Here is a 17,187-nt window from a genome sequence, read left to right as displayed (position 1 = left end):
CCGAACGGCCCCTCGCGAACGGCCCGGCGCCCGGTGCGGCACCGGGCGGTCCGGTGCGGTCCAACTCCAAGGCCGGCTCCCGGCGCCACCGGCTGATGCGCCGCCGGTCCGGGACCTTTCCTGCTAGACATCTTCCGTGGGCGTGTGCCGCGCCCCGTTCCGTGCGTGACCCTCCTGCCGAGATCGAAGACATTGCATAAACGTGCGGACGTACGTATAGTCATGCCATCGATGAGGAGGGTCCGATGGTGGTACGTGCAGCGGTGGCCGGAGCGAGCGGGTACGCGGGCGGAGAAGTCCTGCGCCTGCTGCTCTCGCACCCCGAGGTGGAGATCGGCGCGCTGACCGCCAACTCCAACGCCGGACAGCTCCTGGGCTCCCTGCAGCCGCACCTCGTGCCGCTCGCCGGACGCACCCTGGAGGCGACCACCCAGGAGGCCCTCGCCGGCCACGACGTCGTCTTCCTCGCCCTCCCGCACGGCCAGTCCGCCGCCGTCGCCGCCCAGCTCGGCGACGACGTCCTCGTCGTCGACATGGGCGCTGACCACCGCCTGAAGGACGCCGCGGACTGGGACCGGTTCTACGGCGCCCCGCACGCCGGGACCTGGCCCTACGGCCTCCCCGAACTGCCCGGCGGCCGCGCCGGACTGGAGGGCGCCCAGCGGATCGCGGTCCCCGGCTGCTTCCCCACCGCTGTCTCCCTCGCGCTCTACCCGGCCTACCAGGCGCAGCTCGCCGAACCCGAGGCCGTGATCGTCGCTGCCACCGGCACCTCCGGCGCGGGCAAGGCGCTCAAGCCGCACCTGCTCGGCGCCGAGGTCATGGGCAACGTGACCCCGTACGGGGTGGGCGGCGGCCACCGGCACACGCCCGAGATGGTCCAGAACCTCAGCCCGCTCGCGGGCGAGCGCGTCTGCGTCTCCTTCACGCCGACGCTCGTGCCCATGGCCCGCGGCATCCTCGCCACCTGCTCGGCCAAGGCCCGGCCCGGCACCACCGCGGAATCGCTGCGCGCCGCCTACGAGAAGGCGTACGCCGACGAGCCCTTCGTCCGCCTCCTGCCCGAGGGCCGGATGCCGTCCACCAAGTCCGTCCACGGCTCCAACGCCGTCCACGTCCAGGTCGCCTACGACGAGTCCGCCCGGCGGATCATCGCCGTCAGCGCCCTCGACAACCTCACCAAGGGCACCGCCGGCGGTGCGGTGCAGAGCATGAACATCGCCCTCGGGCTGCCCGAGCAGCTCGGGCTTTCCACGATTGGAGTCGCGCCGTGACGGTTACGGCTGCACAGGGATTCACGGCGGCGGGCATCGCCGCCGGAATCAAGGCCAACGGCAATCCGGACCTGGCCCTCGTGGTCAACAACGGGCCGCGCCTCGCCGCCGCGGGCGTCTTCACCTCCAACCGCGTCAAGGCCGCGCCCGTCCACTGGTCCGAGCAGGTCCTGCGCGGCGGCACCGTCAGCGCCGTCGTCCTCAACTCCGGCGGCGCCAACGCCTGCACCGGGCCCAAGGGCTTCCAGGACACCCACGCCACCGCCGAGAAGGCCGCGGCCACGCTCAACGAGAACGGCCCCGGCGAAGAACACAACGCCGGCGAGATCGCCGTCGCCTCCACCGGCCTGATCGGCGTCCTGCTCCCCATGGACAAGCTGCTCCCCGGCATCGAGACCGCCGCGGCGGCCCTGTCGGAGAACGGCGGCGAGGCCGCCGCCATCGCCATCAAGACCACCGACACCGTGCACAAGACGGCCACCGTCTCCCAGGACGGATGGACGGTCGGCGGTATGGCCAAGGGCGCCGGCATGCTCGCCCCGGGCCTGGCCACCATGCTCGTCGTCCTCACCACCGACGCCGACGTGGACGCCGCCGTCCTCGACCGGGCGCTGCGCTCCGCCACCCGCACCACCTTCGACCGGGTCGACTCCGACGGCTGCATGTCCACCAACGACACGGTGCTGCTGCTCGCCTCCGGGGCCTCCGGCGAGGTCCCCGCGTACGCGGACTTCGCCGACGCGGTCCGCAAGGTCTGCGACGACCTGGCCCGCCAGCTGATCGGCGACGCCGAGGGCGCCAGCAAGGACATCCGCATCGAGGTCATCGGCGCGGCCACCGAGGACGACGCGGTCGAGGTCGGCCGTTCCATCGCCCGCAACAACCTGCTCAAGTGCGCCATCCACGGCGAGGACCCCAACTGGGGCCGGGTCCTGTCCGCGATCGGCACCACCAAGGCCGCCTTCGACCCGGACCGGCTGAACGTCGCCATCAACGGCGTGTGGGTCTGCAAGAACGGCTCGGTCGGCGAGGACCGCGACCTGGTCTCCATGAAGGACCGCGAGGTCCGCATCACCGCGGACCTGTCCAACGGCGGCGAATCCGCCGTCATCTGGGCCAACGACCTGACCGCCGAGTACGTCCACGAGAACAGCGCCTACTCCTCATGAGCGACGAGAAGGCCGGCCGGCCCGGCACCGCCCGCAAGCACACCGCCCTGCCCAAGGCGCAGATCCTCATCGAGGCCCTGCCCTGGCTCCGGCGCCACAACGGCAAGGTCGTTGTCATCAAGTTCGGCGGCAACGCCATGATCGACGAGGACCTCAAGGCCGCCTTCGCCCAGGACGTGGTCTTCCTGCACCAGGCCGGGCTCAAGCCGGTCGTCGTGCACGGCGGCGGCCCGCAGATCAACGCCCAGCTCGACAAACAGGGCCTGGTCAGCGAGTTCAAGGCCGGCCTGCGCGTGACGACCCCGGAGGCCATGGACGTCGTACGGATGGTCCTGGCGGGCCAGGTCCAGCGGGAACTGGTCGGGCTGCTCAACCAGCACGGGCCGCTCGCCGTCGGCATGACCGGCGAGGACGCCCGCACCATCACCGCGACCAAGCACAGCCCGGAGATCGACGGCGAGATCATCGACATCGGCCGGGTCGGCGAGATCACCGACGTCGACACCGGCGCCATCGAGGCACTGCTGGCCGACGGCCGGATCCCGGTCATTTCCTCCATCGCCCGCAGCGCCGACGACCACCACGTCTACAACGTCAACGCCGACACCGCGGCCGCGGCCCTCGCGGCCTCCCTCGGCGCCGAGACGCTGATGGTCCTCACCGACGTCGAGGGCCTCTACGCCGACTGGCCGAACAGCGACGAGGTCATCAGCCGGCTCACCGTCGGCGAGCTGGAGACGCTGCTGCCCGAGCTGTCCAGCGGCATGGTCCCCAAGATGGAGGGCTGCCTGCACGCCGTGCGCGGAGGCGTCGGCACCGCCCGCGTCCTCGACGGGCGGATCCCGCACTCGATCCTGCTGGAGATCTTCACGGACTCCGGCATCGGCACGATGGTCGTGCCCGACCAGCAGCCAGGGGGAGCAGCATGACGCAGGGCACCGGCAACCAGGAGTACGGCGCACGCTGGCGGGGCGCGCTGACCGACAACTACGGCACGCCCGCCGTCGCCCTCGTACGCGGCCGCGGCGCCCAGGTGTGGGACGCCGACGGCCAGCAGTACACCGACTTCGTCGGCGGCATCGCCGTCAACGCCCTCGGCCACGCCCACCCGGCGATCGTCACGGCCGTGACCGAGCAGGTCTCCACGCTCGGCCACGTCTCCAACCTCTTCGCCTCCGAGCCGGTCGTCGCGCTCGGCGAGCGGCTGCTCCAGCTCTTCGGCCGCCCCGGCAAGGTCTTCTTCTGCAACTCCGGCGCCGAGTCCGTCGAGGCCGCCTTCAAGATCGGCCGGCTGACCGGGCGGACCCACATGGTCGCCACCGACGGCGGCTTCCACGGCCGGACCATGGGCGCCCTCGCGCTCACCGGCCAGCCGAAGAAGCAGGAGCCCTTCCTGCCCCTGCCGGGCGACGTCACCCACGTCCCGTACGGTGACGTCGAGGCCCTGCGGGCCGCCGTCACCGAGGAGACCGCGCTCGTCGTCATCGAGCCGATCCAGGGCGAGAACGGCGTCGTCGTGCCCCCCGCCGGGTACCTGACGGCCGCCCGCGAGATCACCCGGGCCACCGGCACGCTGCTGGTCCTCGACGAGGTCCAGACCGGCATCGGCCGCTGCGGCCAGTGGTTCGAGCACCAGGCGCACGAAGGTGTCGAGCCCGACATCGTCACCCTGGCGAAGGGACTGGGCGGCGGCCTGCCGATCGGCGCCGTGGTCGCCTTCGGGCCCACCGCCGACCTCCTGAAGCCCGGCCAGCACGGCACCACCTTCGGCGGGAACCCGATCGCCTGCGCCGCCGGCCTCGCCGTCATCGACACTATCGCCGCCGACGACCTCCTCGACCGGGTCAAGGCACGGGGCGAGCGGCTGCGCTCCGGAATCGAGTCCTCCGGACATCCACTGGTATCCCACGTCCGGGGCGCCGGACTGCTCCTGGGTATCGTGCTGACCCAGCCGCTCGCACCCCAGGTGCAGCAGGCGGCCCAGGACGCCGGCTTCCTGGTCAACGCGCCCGCCCCGGACGTCGTACGGCTCATGCCCCCGTACGTACTCACCGAGGCCGAGGCGGACGCGTTCGTCCGGGCCCTGCCCGGCATTCTCGACGCAGCAGGTGGGGACGGATCCGGAGAATGAGACGACGATGAGCCAGGCGCAGGACAACGAGCACGGCGGGCAGGCCGTCCCGCAGACCCGCACGGCGCGTCACCGCCGGATCGTGGACATCCTCAACAGGCAGCCGGTCCGCTCGCAGAGCCAGCTGGCGAAGCTGCTCGCGGACGACGGGCTGAGCGTCACCCAGGCGACGCTCTCCCGCGACCTCGACGAGCTGGGCGCGGTGAAGATCCGCAACACCGGCGGCGAGCTGATCTACGCGGTGCCCAGCGAGGGCGGTTTCCGCACCCCGCAGGCCCCGCTCGGCGAGTCCGCGAAGGAGGAGCGCATGCGGCGCCTCTCCGGTGAACTGCTCATCTCGGCGGAGGCCTCAGCGAACCTCGTGGTCCTGCGCACCCCGCCGGGCGCCGCGCAGTTCCTCGCCTCGGCCATCGACCAGGCCGAGCTGCGCGAGATCCTCGGCACGATCGCCGGCGACGACACCCTGATGCTGATCAGCCGGGACCCGGTGGGCGGCCAGGCCCTCGCCGACCACCTCCTGCGGCTGGCGCAGAAGGAGGGCTGAGCGGGGGCAGGTCCGGGGCGGTCAGCACCGGTCCGGTGCGGTCCGGTCCGGTGCGCGGGAAATCCCGGTGCCGGACCGGAGCCCGCCCGCATAGCCTCGCGACGTGCGCCAATTCGCCCTCGCCGTCATGGTGTCCGCCGTGACCGCCGCCGTCCACGCGCCCATCGCCCTGCTGTGGTGGCGCCGTGCGCGGGTCCGCAGCCGGACGCTCCGGCTCGTCGCCGCCGTCGAGCCGGAGCCGTACCACGCGGCCGTGCTGCGCGGTGAGGCCACCGAGGCGGCCGCCGCGGAACTCGTCCTCGGCGGATACCTCCGGATCGACGGGGAAGGGGCGGCGTTCCTGACCGAGCAGGGCCGCGACCCCGCCCGTACGCCCGGCCATCCGCTGCCCGCCGCCCTGCTGGAGGCCGTCCGCCGGCACGATCCCGAGCCCGTTTCGATCGGCTGGATCCACTGGTGGGACGAGGACTACCCGGAGCGCCTGCGCGCGTACCGGCGCGAACGGGACGCCCTGCTGCCCGTCATCCCGCGGATGCCCGGAGATGAGCGGAACCTGCTGACGGCCTGCTGCGGTTGTGCGGGCATCGCCCTGGTGATGCTGTTCTGGCTGCTGGCGGGCGCGCTGCTGGTGACCGGTCGCCCGCAGGGCCTGCGGGAATGGGCCTGGACCGCGGTGGCCGCCCTCGGTCTGGCGGCGCTGCTGCTCGCCGAGAAGGCCGGCCGGGCGGTCCGGGAGCGTACGGAGCCCGGCGACCCGCTGGGCGACCTGGTCCGCGCCGAGCCGCACCCGGCCTTCGCGGCGCTGGACGAGGAGCGGCGCACGCTCGTGCTGCTGAGCCTCGGCGAGCCGGACAGGTGGCGCGGCGCCGGCACGGTCGTCCACGAGGAAGCGGACCACGAGGGTGGCGAGAGCTACGAGAGCGACGAGAGCGACGAGAGCGACGACGAGTGGCTGGACGACAAGGTCTGGTGGGAGGACGCGTACGAGTACCGGGCCTCCGACGAGGACGAACCCGACGCCACACCTCCCCGACCGGCTAGTAGCGGGTGATCGCGAGCGGTCCGTCCTGCGTGCCGATCGCGATGTGCGGGCGCCGGTCCGGGTCCGCCCAGCGCAGGATCGCCCGCATGTCCCGCTCGGGCACCGAGACACAACCGGCCGTCGCACCCTTGCCGTTGACGTGCAGGAAGATCCCGGCGCCCCGGCCGCGCACCGGACGGTCGTAGTTGAAGGCGATCAGCAGCGCGTGCGCGTACTGCTTGTCGTAGGTGACCAGGTGCTCGGCCTCACCGGGCGCGCAGTCCGCGGGCAGCGGCTCCACCCAGCGGTTGTAGGCGGCCGACGCGTTGTCCTGGCACCACCAGGAGTCCGCGGTCACCCGCCGGTAGCCGTACTCCGTCCCGGCCGGCGCCCGCCGGATCCCGAAGGCGTACGGCAGTGCGTACAGGCCCGCCGGGGTGGTGCCGGTGCCCTGCGTGCGGGCCGAGCCCTCCGTGAGGCCGCCCGCCCCGAACCGGGCGGGCGCGCTCCCGGCCTCGTACCAGCGCCCGGCCCGCCGGTCCCACCAGGTCAGGCGGCCGGTCGTGGAGCCCGGCGCGGGCGCCACGGCGGTGATCAGCTGACTGCCGCCGCCGGTGTCGGCGAGCCGGGCGGGCAGCGGCCCGGGCGCGGCCCCGGCGCCCTGCGGGAGCAGGGTGGTGACGATCAGTGAGCCCGTGACAAGAGCGGTACGCAGCACGTCCCCGACGGTACGTGCCGGAAGGGGCGGCGGCGGTGCAGGCAGGCCGTGCGGCTCGTCGCGATGCGCCCGGGCGGGGGGAATTCACCTCCTGACGCCCAACCGGTTGCGGCGCAGGCCGAGGTCGTAGTCGTGGAAGAGCTTCGCCGACCGCTCCAGCAGGGCCGCCAGTTCCGCGGTGTCCGCCTCCCCGGCGAACTGCGCAGGGTGCCACGGGCAGGCGCGTACCGCTGCCCGTGCCGTCTCGCGCGTCCTGGGGTGCCAGTCGTCGATCAGCGCGACGGACGCCCGCAGCGCGTGGATTCCGCCCCGGGCGCGCAGCAGCCGGAAGGCGGCGCGCCGGACGTGCAGCGGGCCCCGTACGTCCAGCCGCCCGGCGAGGTACGCGGGGTCCAGGCGCCGGACCGCCGGCAGCAGGGCCAGGCTCGCCTCGCGGGCCACGGACGGCGCCGGATCGTCGAGCAGCGCCAGCAGGACGGAGTCCGCCACGACGGCCTCGCGGCGCCGCAGCCCGGCCAGCGCGGCGGCCCGGACCGGCCCGGCGGGGTGTGCCACGAGCCCGCGCAGCAGGTCCGTGTCCTCGCCGCGGCCGCACTCGGCGAGTCCCGTCACCGCGTACGGGGACGGCCCGGCGGGGTCGCAGACCAGCCAGCGGTAGTGCTCGTGGGCGTCGCCGCCGTCCTGGGCGACCAGCCAGCGGGCGCACGCCCGTACGAAGCCGGAACGGTCGGCGAGGTGCAAGGCGCCCTCGGCGGCGCGGCCGGCCCGGCGCAGGGCGGTGACCCCGGCGGCACGCACGGCGGGGATCCGGGCGCCGGTCAGGAGGTCGATCACCGCGGCGTCCCCGGACCCGGGCGCGGCCAGGGCGGCGTCGGTCCACAGCGCGGCCGTCGCCGGGTCGGGTTCGGCGGCGGCCCGCCGGGCGCATTCCAGGGCGTCGGCCCGGCCGGGGCCGGTGAGGGCGAGCCGGACGGCGAACTGCCGGGCCCGCCGGTCGGGGCTCCCCAGCAGTCCTGTGAGGACGGCGTCGGCCGGGCCGGCCGGCCCGGCCGACGGCGGGGGCAGGTGCCACCAGGACGGCGCGGCGGCCTCGGCGTGCCGGCGCAGGGTCTCCTCGAACAGGTCCAGGATCCATCCGCCCCGGTCACGCCGTCCGAGCCGCAGCGCGAGCGGGGTCACCGCCCGGAGGGTGGACTCCGGGCGGGCCTGGAGGGTGCGCTCCATGAGGGCGCGGGCCCGGTCCCGTACGGGAGCGGCCCAGTCGGTGGTCAGGACCGCGACCAGCTCCACGGGGGCGTCCGGCTCGGCGAGGGCCGCCTCGCGGACCCACCCCCGCGGGTGGCAGAGCCGTAGCGCCGGGGGCGCGGGCACCGGGAACCGCCGCCCGCCGTGGCCCGTGCTGCGGACCTGTTCCGCGAAGGCCAGCCAGACGTCCGGACCCGCACCCGGCGGCGGCACCGAGGCGGCGCACCCGTCCATCAGCCCGTCGGCCAGGGCGCGCCCCGTCGCGGCATCGGTACCGGGTTCCGTACCGGGTCCCCTGCGGTCCATCTGGCGCCACCTCTCCCCAAGGCAGTTCGAGCCCTGATCGTAGGCGGCGGCCGAGGTCGCGGGCCCGGAATATCCGCCCTGCCCACCGGGGGTACGCATCGCCATCGATTGACGAAACATACGGAGCAGTGCATAGTTATGCCAATCGTTGAACGTCGGCCCGCACGAAGACGGCCTCCCCGTTACCTCCGCGGCGGGGAGGCCGTTGCACATCCATACATGCAGTCATGAGGAGCAGTAGCTGTGAGCAGCAACAACGCTGGTGACGTCCGGCTCTGGGGCGGCCGGTTCGCCGACGGCCCCGCCGAGGCCCTCGCGAAGCTGTCCGCGTCGGTCCACTTCGACTGGCGCCTCGCGCCGTACGACATCGCCGGCTCGCGCGCCCACGCCCGCGTGCTGCACACGGCGGGGCTGCTCACCTCCGACGAGCTGGAGCGCATGATCGACGGTCTGGACCGGCTGGAGGCCGACGTCGCCGACGGCTCCTTCACCGGCACCATCGCCGACGAGGACGTGCACACCGCGCTGGAGCGGGGCCTGCTGGAGCGGCTCGGCGCCGAGCTCGGCGGCAAGCTCCGCGCCGGCCGGTCCCGCAACGACCAGGTGGCCACCCTCTTCCGGATGTACCTGCGCGACCACGCCCGGATCATCGGCGGTCTGATCGCCGACCTGCAGGACGCGCTGGTCGGCCTCGCGGAGAGTCACGCCGACGTGGCCATGCCGGGCCGCACCCACCTGCAGCACGCGCAGCCGGTGCTCTTCGCCCACCACGTACTGGCCCACGTGCAGGCCCTGTCCCGGGACGCCGAGCGGCTGCGGCAGTGGGACACGCGGACGGCGGTCTCGCCGTACGGCTCCGGCGCGCTGGCCGGTTCCTCGCTGGGTCTGGACCCGGAGGCGGTCGCCGCGGAGCTGGGCTTCGAGCGGGGCTCGGTGGGCAACTCGATCGACGGCACGGCCTCGCGCGACTTCGTCGCCGAGTTCGCCTTCGTCACCGCGATGATCGGGATCAACCTGTCCCGGATCGCCGAGGAGATCATCATCTGGAACACGAAGGAGTTCTCCTTCGTGACGTTGCACGACGCCTTCTCCACCGGCTCGTCGATCATGCCGCAGAAGAAGAACCCGGACATCGCGGAGCTGGCGCGCGGCAAGTCCGGCCGTCTGATCGGCAACCTGACGGGCCTGCTCGCCACCCTCAAGGCGCTGCCGCTGGCCTACAACCGGGACCTCCAGGAGGACAAGGAGCCGGTCTTCGACTCCTGCGACACCCTTGAGGTCCTGCTGCCGGCCTTCACCGGCATGATGGCCACGCTCACCGTCAACCGTGAGCGGATGGAGGAGCTGGCCCCGGCCGGCTTCTCCCTCGCCACCGACATCGCGGAGTGGCTGGTCAAGCAGGGCGTCCCGTTCCGGGTGGCGCACGAGGTGGCCGGCGAGTGCGTGAAGGAGTGCGAGGGGCTCGGCATCGAGCTGGACGAGCTCACGGACGAGCAGTTCGCGAAGATCTCGGACCACCTGACCCCCGAGGTCCGCACCGTCCTCAACGTCAAGGGCGCGCTCGCCTCCCGCAAGGGCCGCGGCGGCACCGCCCCCTCGGCCGTCGCGGTCCAGCTGACCGAGCTGAAGGCCGATCTGGTCATCCAGCACGCCTGGGCGGTCCACAAGCAGTAGCCGTCCCCACAGCCACCGCCGCCCTGCGGCCCGCACGCCCCCCGGACGCGGTCGGGGCCTGTACGTCCGCACGCGGCGGAATGCCCGGAGGGGCGGCCGGAGCACTGTGCTCCGGCCGCCCCTCCGGCGCGTCCGCCCACGGCTCAGCCGAGCGGGTGGTCCGGCTCGTAGTTGGTCAGCACGCAGCCCTCGACCAGGGACTTCTCCAGCCGGTAGCCCGACGGGGCGGAGAAGCCGGGAATGCAGTTCAGGTACAGGAACTGCAGCTGGTAGAGGCCGTGCCGGGAGGACGGGCTGTTGGTCTCGACGGCGATGTTCTGCCCGACGAGCAGCCGGCTCGCGGTCTGCCGGAGCTTGCCGTCGTCCTTGTAGTCGGCCAACTGGGCGGCCTTCGCTTTGGTCTGGAGCAGCTTCATGTCCCCGACGGTGTCGAGCCAGCTCAGGTTCCGGGCGCGCTGCGCCCCGGCGGGCTCCCCGCACAGGGCCCGGCCCGTCACGCCCCACTCCAGCGCGCTGCCCGTCACCACCGGCGCGTAGTCGATCGACTCGATCGCGACGGCTTCGGGGTCGGTCGAGAAGTGCTTCTCGCAGTCGAGGCTGTTGCCCACGAGCGTGCGCAGCTCGGCGATGCTGCCGGCGCGCGGGAGCCCGAGACTGCCCGTCTTCGGCTGGCCCGCCTTCTCGCCCCCGCCCGCCGGGTCCTGGGGGGTTTCGAGGTTGGGGCTGCCCGATCCGTCCTCGGACCCGACGAAGTCGCTGAGGTTGCAGTGCTCGACCAGCGGCTTCTCCCGCTTGTAGCCCTTGGGGACGGGAGCACCCGGGTTGCACGTCAGGACCCGCAGGTCGGAGCGGACCAGTGCGAGGGCCGTTTTGGTGCTGGTCGGGAACGCGACGAAGCCCTTGCCGATCAGGACCCGGCTCTCCAGCCCGTACGAGCCCTCACCGCCGTCCATCCTGTCCAGGACGTACTTCTTGTAGCCCTCCTGGAACTGCTTCATGTCCGCGGGAACGGCGATGACGATCTCGCCCTGCCGGACCTTGTCGCTGCAGACGCCCAGCTCCTTCACCGACCACTGGCCGGCCTTGGGGAAGTCGGCCGCCGGTATCCGGGGGTCGTCGGGCCGATCGCTCAGGTCGTCGCAGTTGGCGAACTGGCGCAGGTACTGCTGGGCCGCGGTGAGCGGGCCCGTGTCGGTGGCCGCGGCCGAGGAGGACGCGGCGGCCGGTGTGCCCGGCTGCCCGCCCTCCTTGCACGCGGCGAGTGTGGCGAGGCATCCGAGGGCGGCGGTCGCGGCGAGGATCCGCTGAAGGCGCATGGGTCGCTTTCGTCGGTACGGGTCTGGGGGGGCATGTGCATGCTAAGTGGCGGCCGGAGCGTGATCAAAAAACCGGTCCGCGGCGGCCGTTCGCCGCTGTACCTCACGCCGCCCAGTCCGCCAGCGCGTCGAAGTCCCCGCGCACCAGGCCGATCTGCTCGTCGATGCGCAGCAGCAGGGTCCGCGCGGGGTGCCGCTGGTCGACGTACTCGCGGTCCATCGCCGTGATGTCGTCGTCGATCCAGGCGAAGGGTCGCTCGCCCGCGTACTCCAGGATGTACTGGGTCTTCCAGAAGGTGCCGCGCGGCGCCCGGCCGTGCATCACCGGCCAGTCGATGAACGGGAGCCGGGGCAGCCCCAGGTGCGGGCCGATCCAGTCGTTGGCCTCGTCCTTCCAGGTGGTCGCCCAGACCAGCTCGTACGCGTCCGTGAGCGCGAGCAGCTCCGCGCCGTGGCCGTGGTTCAGCCAGACCCGCAGCGGCTTCGCGCTCTCCTTCTCCGTCCAGCCGGTCGGCCGCATCCGGTGGGTGGAGTAGCCCGCGGGGCGGCGCTGCGGCTGGGCCGCGTAGGGGTTCAGTGGTCCGTCGACGTCGATCAGCAGCAGTGGCTTCATCTCGGCAGGATTCCGTTCCGGCCGCCCGAGGGCAGGCCATTTTTCGCAGGAATGAGACGTGGGTGTCTCATTCGGGGTATGCTTGTCTCATGGCCATGGATCGTGACCAGGTGCTCCGCGACGCGGCCGCCCTGCTCTCCCGCAAATCGACCGCCACGATGGACGAGGTCGCCCGCGCCGCCGGAATCGGCCGCGCGACCCTCCACCGGCACTTCGCCGGTCGCGACGCCCTCGTACGTGCCCTCGAAGACCTCGGAATCCGCGAGTTCGAGGTGGCGTTCGACAACGCCCGCCTCGACGAGGGCACCGCGGTGGAGGCGCTCCGGCGCCTCGTCGCCGAGGCCGAACCCAACGCCGAGCTGCTGGCCTTCCTCGTCACCGAGAACCAGCTGTTCGAGGGCGACGAGGTCAACGAGGGCTGGGCCCGGCTCGACGCCCGCGTCATCGCCCTGTTCCGGCGCGGCCAGGAAGAGGGCGACATCCGGATCGACTTGAGCCCCGCCTGGCTCACCGAGGCCCTCTACGGCCTCATCGGCAGCTGCGCCTGGGCCGTCGTGGACGGCCGGGTCGCCGCCAAGGACTTCCAATACATGATCATCGAGCTGCTGCTCGGTGGCGTCCGACGGAGTGTGGAGAAATGAGCCGTACCGAACAGCTGATACGTCCGACGGGGGTGGAGGAGAAGAGCCGTGGACGCTGGCTCGCGCTCTCCGTGCTCGTCCTGGCCGTGCTGCTCGTCGCGGTCGACGCCACGGTCCTCGGCCTCGCCACACCCTCCCTCAGCGAAGACCTGAAGCCGTCGGGCACCCAGCTGCTCTGGATCGGCGACATCTATTCCTTCGTCATCGCCGGACTCCTGGTGTCCATGGGCTCCCTCGGCGACCGGATCGGCCGCAAGAAGCTGCTCCTCGTCGGAGCCACCGCCTTCGGCGCCGTCTCGGTCCTGAACGCCTACGCCACCAGCCCCGAGATGATGATCGTCGCCCGCGCCCTGCTCGGCGTGGCCGGCGCCACCCTGATGCCCTCCACCCTCGCGCTGATCCGCAACATCTTCACCGACCCCAGGGAGCGCAGCCTCGCCATCGGCATCTGGGGCGCCACCGCCTCGGCCGGCGCGGCCGTCGGCCCGGTCGTCGGCGGAGCCCTGCTCCAGCACTTCTGGTGGGGCTCGGTCTTCCTGATCAACCTCCCCGTCATGATCGCCCTGGTCCTCGTCGGCATCAAGCTCCTTCCCGAGTCCAGGAACCCGGTCGCCGGCCCCTGGGACCTGCTCAGCGTCGGCCTCTCCCTCGTCGGGGTCATCGGTGTGGTCTACGCCGTCAAGGAAGCCGCCACGCACGGCATGAACTGGGAGGTCGCGCTCGCCGCGGTCCTCGGCGCGGCCGCGCTCTACGGCTTCGTCCGCCGCCAGTTCACCCTGCCGTCCCCGCTGCTCGACATGCGGCTCTTCCGCCACCGCGGCTTCTCCGGCGCGGTCCTCGCCGACCTGCTCACCGTCTTCGGACTCTCCGGACTGGTCTTCTTCCTCTCCCAGTTCCTCCAGCTCGTCCAGGGCCGCGGCCCGCTGGAGGCCGGCCTGGCCGAACTGCCCGCCGCCATCGGCGCGGTGGCCACCGGCCTGGTCGCGGGCCGGTACGCCCGCAGGTACTCGGTGCGCTCCGTCGTCACCGGTGGCCTCGCCGCCATCGGTGCCGCGCTGGCCGTCCTGACCATGGTCCACAAGGAGAGCGGCTACCCGCTGCTCGGCGCGGCCCTGCTCGTCGTCGGCCTCGGCGCCGGCTTCTCCTTCACCGTCACCGCCGACGTGATCCTCTCCAGCGTGCCCAAGGAGCAGGCCGGATCGGCCTCCGCCGTCTCCGAGACGGCGTACGAACTCGGCGCCGCCCTCGGTATCGCACTGCTCGGCTCCATTGTCACCGGCGTCTACCAGGGCTTCACCGCCCCGGCCTCCGTCGGCGGGCCGGTGGCCGACGCCGCGCACGAATCCCTCGGCGGAGCCGTGGAGGCCGCCAGGACGCTGGACCCGGAGACCGCCGCCCACATGGTCGGCGCCGCCCAGGAGGCCTTCGTCCACGGTCTGCGCCTCGCCTCCGGCGTCGGCGCGGCCGTACTCCTGGCCACCGCCGCGGCCGCCTGGTTCCTGCTCCGGGGGCAGCGTCTCCAGGACGGCGTCGAGCACTGATATTCAGACATCTGAAGATGTTTCGGCCTTTTGCCGCCATCCAGGCCGATTGCCCCTCATCAGGTGAATGAGCCGTGTAGTTTCTCGATCTGGCCGGGAAGCGGTGCGACGCACCCGGCTGGAAGGTTCTTTTTCGCTGGGGGAGCGGGGTGCGTCCGATCCGGGCTGCAGACATGGACCGACATGGCTGGAGATCCGCGGGAGGGGCAGCGGTCCGCCCGAACTGGAGGGGAAGGCACATGCCCGATATCGATCTTGGACTGGCGTCGGACTGGGACGAGGGCGACACCCACGGCCGCATCAAGCTGCGGCCGAACCAGGTCTATCCGAACTCGCCCAAGAAGGACGTGCTCATCAGCTCACCGGTGAGCATCGAGTTGTCGGTGAACACGAACTACTCCACCTCGCAGGAAGCGGACAAGATCTACTTCACGACCCACCACGGATCCACGAAGAAGGTCATCGCGGTGCTCGACTCCGACGGCAACCTGCACATCGCCGGCCGCCTGATCACGGAGCAGAAGGACCTCTCGTACTAGAAGGCGACGGGGGGCGGTGGCGGACTCCGCCACCGCCCCCCGTCCGCACGATCCGGCGCCTGACGAGCCCGCCGGCCGCGCCTCCGGGCCAAGGGCCGGGTTCCCGGGACGAGTTGACAGTCCGTCGAACTCCGGGACACCATCCCCGCGATGGAGATCAACGATCTGACCCCGGCCGAGCGCCGCGTATGGGAGGCCTTCCCGCGCGGCGACGGAGTCGACTTCCGGGAGCATCCCGAGGACAGCTCCGTGGACGGAGCCGGCTGGGGCCCCGACCGCACGCTGCGGGCCGAGTTCCTGCGGGCCCTGCTGCTGGGCGCCGCCCCCGCCGTGGAGGGCCGGGTCGCAGGGCTCAAGATCAAGGGCGCGAGGATCGTCGGCAAGCTCGACCTGCGCTACGCGGTGGTCGACCACCCCATCCGGATGCGCGACTGCTGGTTCGAACGCAAACCGCTCCTGTACGGCGCCCAGCTGAAGGCCCTCGTCCTCGGCTACTCGACCCTGCCCGGCCTGACCGCGGCCACCCTGCGCGTCGACGTCGTCCTGCGGCTCTCCTGCTGCCGCATCAGCGGCCCCGTCCGGCTCCAGGGCGCCAGGATATCCGGCGGCCTCTTCCTGCAGGGCGCGGTCGTCGGACCCGCGACGGGCGAGGAGGCGGACGAGCCGCCGCTCCAGCTCAACCACGTCGAGATCGGCACCGACATCATCGCCAACGACCTGACCGTCCACGGCCAGCTCCGCCTCAACGGAGCCGTCGTCGGCGGCCAGATCAACCTGGACAACGCCCACCTGCTCGCTCCGGACGGCACCGCCCTCCAGGCCGAGAGCCTCACGGTCGGCAGCAACCTCCACGTTGCGCGGGCCCGGACCCAGGGCCGCCTCAACCTCACCGGCTCCCGGATACCCGGCCGCCTCAACCTCGCCCGCGCCGTCCTCGACAATCCGGGCGGCATCGCCCTGCGCGCCTCCAGCTGCACGGTCGGCGAGATGTGGCTGCCCGCCTGCGAGGACGTACGCGGCACCGTGAACCTGCGGCGCTCGCAGTTCGACCTGCTGAACATGCGGGCCGGGACCTGGCGGGACCCGCTGCGCCTGGACGGCCTGACCTACCGCACGCTCGGGCCCCACCTGCCCGCCGAGGAGCGGCTGGCCGCGCTGGAGACCGGCGAGCCCGGATACCTCCCGTACCCGTACGAGCAGCTGGCAGCGGCCTACCGCACCGCGGGCGACGAGGAGGCGGCCCGTACGGTCATGCTCGCCAAGCTGCGCCGGCACCGCCGCACACTGCCCCGGCACACCCGCCTGTGGGGGCTCCTCCAGGACGCGACCGTCGGCTACGGCTTCCGGCCGCTGCGCGCGGCGGGCTGGCTGACGGCGCTGCTGCTCACCGGGGCGATCGCGTTCGCGCTCCAGCCCCCGCGCCCGCTCAAGCAGGGCGAGGCGCCCGACTTCAACGCCGTTTTCTACACCATCGACCTGATGCTGCCGATCATCGGTTTCGGCCAGGAACAGGCCTTCGCGCCGAGCGGCTGGCACCAGTGGCTGTCGTACCTGCTGATCGTGACCGGCTGGATCCTGGCCACCACGACGGCGGCGGGCGTCAGCCGGTCACTGCGGCGCCAGTGAGGACCGCGGAAACTGCGGGGACCGCGGGACCCGAGCGGACCACGGGACCCGAGCGGACCACGGGAAACGCGAAGGCTAGGCAGCCTTCGCCTTGGTCGCGTACATGTCGACGTACTCCTGGCCCGAGAGCCGCATGACCTCGGCCATCACCGAGTCGGTGACGGCCCGCAGCACGTACCGGTCGCGGTCCATGCCCTCGTAGCGGGAGAACTCCATCGGCTCGCCGAAGCGGACGGTGACCCGGCCCGGACGCGGCATGCCGGCGCCGCCGGGCTGGAGCTTGTCGGTGCCGATCATCGCGAACGGCACCACGGGGGCACCGGTCATCAGGGTGAGGCGGGCGATGCCGGTGCGGCCGCGGTAGAGCCGGCCGTCGGGGGAGCGGGTGCCCTCGGGGTAGATGCCGAAGATCTTGCCCTCTTCGAGGATCCTGCGGCCGGTCATCAGGGCCGCGACCCCGCCGTTGGCGCCGTCACGGTCGACGGGGATCATGCCGGAGCCGGTGAAGAACCACGCCATGAGCCGGCCCTTGAGCCCCTTGCCGGTCACGTACTCGTCCTTGCCGATGAAGTGGACCGTGCGGTCGCACACCAGCGGCAGGATCATGGAGTCGATGAAGGTGAGGTGGTTGCCCGCCAGAATCACCGGCCCGGACCCGGGGATGTTCTCGACGCCCTCCACGCGGGTGCGGAACATCGTGCGCATGACCGGTCCGACAGTGGCTTTGATGAGCTTCGTACGGAACAACGTGGGCCCCTCCGGCATCGAAAAGCGGCTCGCGCACCCACCACGCGGCGGTAGCGCAGGTGAGGACGATACTCGCGGGTCA

At 72.3% G+C, this 17,187-nt stretch carries 16 protein-coding genes; 11 read left to right on the top strand and 5 right to left on the bottom strand.

The genetic code is table 11. From position 1 onward, the window contains the following. Positions 1-245 precede the first annotated feature (245 nt). The 6 genes from argC to AAT21_RS31795 all read left to right on the top strand — a co-directional run bounded on the left by argC (position 246) and on the right by AAT21_RS31795 (position 6,169). Complete coding sequence (argC, locus tag AAT21_RS31820; protein ID WP_046780429.1) at positions 246-1,274, top strand: N-acetyl-gamma-glutamyl-phosphate reductase; 1,029 nt, start codon at positions 246-248, stop codon at positions 1,272-1,274. Next, the gene (gene argJ / locus AAT21_RS31815; RefSeq protein WP_046780428.1) at positions 1,271-2,443 is read left to right on the top strand and encodes a bifunctional glutamate N-acetyltransferase/amino-acid acetyltransferase ArgJ; all 1,173 of its coding nucleotides are present in this window, start codon (positions 1,271-1,273) and stop codon (positions 2,441-2,443) included. Before argC ends, argJ begins: the two co-directional genes overlap by 4 nt. Beyond that, positions 2,440-3,372 carry an acetylglutamate kinase gene (argB, locus tag AAT21_RS31810; protein ID WP_046780427.1) on the top strand — a complete coding sequence of 311 codons (933 nt, stop codon included), beginning with the start codon at positions 2,440-2,442 and terminating at the stop codon, positions 3,370-3,372. The genes argJ and argB overlap by 4 nt, the downstream gene beginning before the upstream one ends. Continuing rightward, complete coding sequence (locus AAT21_RS31805; protein ID WP_046780426.1) at positions 3,369-4,574, top strand: acetylornithine transaminase; 1,206 nt, start codon at positions 3,369-3,371, stop codon at positions 4,572-4,574. The genes argB and AAT21_RS31805 overlap by 4 nt, the downstream gene beginning before the upstream one ends. Positions 4,575-4,581: 7 nt before the next feature. Further along, positions 4,582-5,118, top strand: a complete 537-nt coding sequence (locus AAT21_RS31800) for an arginine repressor (protein WP_037925941.1) — start codon at positions 4,582-4,584, stop codon at positions 5,116-5,118. A gap of 103 nt (positions 5,119-5,221) precedes the next feature. Next, entirely contained in the window at positions 5,222-6,169 is a 948-nt protein-coding gene (locus tag AAT21_RS31795) for a hypothetical protein (RefSeq protein ID WP_046780425.1), read from the top strand. Here AAT21_RS31795 and AAT21_RS31790 read toward each other — a convergent pair. Beyond that, positions 6,156-6,857 carry a L,D-transpeptidase family protein gene (locus AAT21_RS31790; protein WP_167350638.1) on the bottom strand — a complete coding sequence of 234 codons (702 nt, stop codon included), beginning with the start codon at positions 6,855-6,857 and terminating at the stop codon, positions 6,156-6,158. The genes AAT21_RS31795 and AAT21_RS31790 overlap by 14 nt on opposite strands. Before the next feature lie 84 nt (positions 6,858-6,941). After that, a complete protein-coding gene (locus tag AAT21_RS31785; RefSeq protein WP_052758079.1) occupies positions 6,942-8,408 on the bottom strand; it encodes a hypothetical protein in 1,467 nt (488 codons plus the stop codon). Between the two features lie 243 nt (positions 8,409-8,651). Here AAT21_RS31785 and argH point away from each other — a divergent pair, with 243 nt between their 5' ends. Beyond that, the gene (gene argH, locus AAT21_RS31780) at positions 8,652-10,082 is read left to right on the top strand and encodes an argininosuccinate lyase (RefSeq protein WP_046780424.1); all 1,431 of its coding nucleotides are present in this window, start codon (positions 8,652-8,654) and stop codon (positions 10,080-10,082) included. 143 nt (positions 10,083-10,225) lie between these two features. Here the strand turns inward: argH and AAT21_RS34795 are convergent, their stop codons facing one another. Then, complete coding sequence (locus AAT21_RS34795) at positions 10,226-11,398, bottom strand: hypothetical protein (protein WP_052758078.1); 1,173 nt, start codon at positions 11,396-11,398, stop codon at positions 10,226-10,228. Positions 11,399-11,501: 103 nt separating this feature from the next. Beyond that, complete coding sequence (locus tag AAT21_RS31770; protein ID WP_046780423.1) at positions 11,502-12,011, bottom strand: HAD domain-containing protein; 510 nt, start codon at positions 12,009-12,011, stop codon at positions 11,502-11,504. Positions 12,012-12,100: 89 nt separating this feature from the next. Between AAT21_RS31770 and AAT21_RS31765 the strand changes: the two genes are divergently transcribed. The 4 genes from AAT21_RS31765 (at position 12,101) to AAT21_RS31750 (ending at position 16,358) form a co-directional block, all read left to right on the top strand. Then, positions 12,101-12,652 (top strand): TetR/AcrR family transcriptional regulator, encoded by a 552-nt coding sequence (locus tag AAT21_RS31765; protein ID WP_046780422.1) that lies wholly within the window; start codon positions 12,101-12,103, stop codon positions 12,650-12,652. Beyond that, entirely contained in the window at positions 12,649-14,193 is a 1,545-nt protein-coding gene (locus tag AAT21_RS31760) for an MFS transporter (RefSeq protein WP_046780421.1), read from the top strand. The genes AAT21_RS31765 and AAT21_RS31760 overlap by 4 nt, the downstream gene beginning before the upstream one ends. 239 nt (positions 14,194-14,432) lie before the next feature. After that, positions 14,433-14,732, top strand: a complete 300-nt coding sequence (locus AAT21_RS31755; protein WP_046780420.1) for a DUF6342 family protein — start codon at positions 14,433-14,435, stop codon at positions 14,730-14,732. A gap of 150 nt (positions 14,733-14,882) precedes the next feature. Beyond that, positions 14,883-16,358: a hypothetical protein gene (locus AAT21_RS31750; protein WP_046780419.1), complete on the top strand. Its 1,476-nt coding sequence runs from the start codon at positions 14,883-14,885 to the stop codon at positions 16,356-16,358. Positions 16,359-16,433: 75 nt separating this feature from the next. On the opposite strand, the gene AAT21_RS31745 is transcribed toward AAT21_RS31750, so the two are convergent. Then, on the bottom strand, positions 16,434-17,063 hold the full coding sequence (locus tag AAT21_RS31745) for a lysophospholipid acyltransferase family protein (RefSeq protein WP_037696105.1): 630 nt from the start codon (positions 17,061-17,063) through the stop codon (positions 16,434-16,436). Positions 17,064-17,187: the final 124 nt, after the last annotated feature.

Origin of the sequence: Streptomyces yangpuensis (assembly GCF_001005295.1) — a bacterium.
Taxonomy (GTDB): Bacteria; Actinomycetota; Actinomycetes; order Streptomycetales; family Streptomycetaceae; genus Streptomyces; species Streptomyces yangpuensis.
This window is presented reverse-complemented; position numbering and strand designations above follow the sequence as displayed.

Excerpts from the sequence above, each read along its gene's own strand:
- AAT21_RS31765 (WP_046780422.1), top strand. The coding sequence starts at position 12,101 with ATGGCCATGGATCGTGACCAGGTGCTCCGCGACGCGGCCGCCCTGCTC.
- AAT21_RS31805 (WP_046780426.1), top strand. The coding sequence starts at position 3,369 with ATGACGCAGGGCACCGGCAACCAGGAGTACGGCGCACGCTGGCGGGGC.
- AAT21_RS31760 (WP_046780421.1), top strand. The coding sequence starts at position 12,649 with ATGAGCCGTACCGAACAGCTGATACGTCCGACGGGGGTGGAGGAGAAG.
- AAT21_RS31785 (WP_052758079.1), bottom strand. The coding sequence starts at position 8,408 with ATGGACCGCAGGGGACCCGGTACGGAACCCGGTACCGATGCCGCGACG.
- argC (WP_046780429.1), top strand. The coding sequence starts at position 246 with ATGGTGGTACGTGCAGCGGTGGCCGGAGCGAGCGGGTACGCGGGCGGA.
- AAT21_RS31755 (WP_046780420.1), top strand. The coding sequence starts at position 14,433 with ATGCCCGATATCGATCTTGGACTGGCGTCGGACTGGGACGAGGGCGAC.
- AAT21_RS31770 (WP_046780423.1), bottom strand. The coding sequence starts at position 12,011 with ATGAAGCCACTGCTGCTGATCGACGTCGACGGACCACTGAACCCCTAC.
- argB (WP_046780427.1), top strand. The coding sequence starts at position 2,440 with ATGAGCGACGAGAAGGCCGGCCGGCCCGGCACCGCCCGCAAGCACACC.
- AAT21_RS34795 (WP_052758078.1), bottom strand. The coding sequence starts at position 11,398 with ATGCGCCTTCAGCGGATCCTCGCCGCGACCGCCGCCCTCGGATGCCTC.
- AAT21_RS31750 (WP_046780419.1), top strand. The coding sequence starts at position 14,883 with ATGGAGATCAACGATCTGACCCCGGCCGAGCGCCGCGTATGGGAGGCC.
- AAT21_RS31745 (WP_037696105.1), bottom strand. The coding sequence starts at position 17,063 with ATGCGCACGATGTTCCGCACCCGCGTGGAGGGCGTCGAGAACATCCCC.
- AAT21_RS31800 (WP_037925941.1), top strand. The coding sequence starts at position 4,582 with ATGAGCCAGGCGCAGGACAACGAGCACGGCGGGCAGGCCGTCCCGCAG.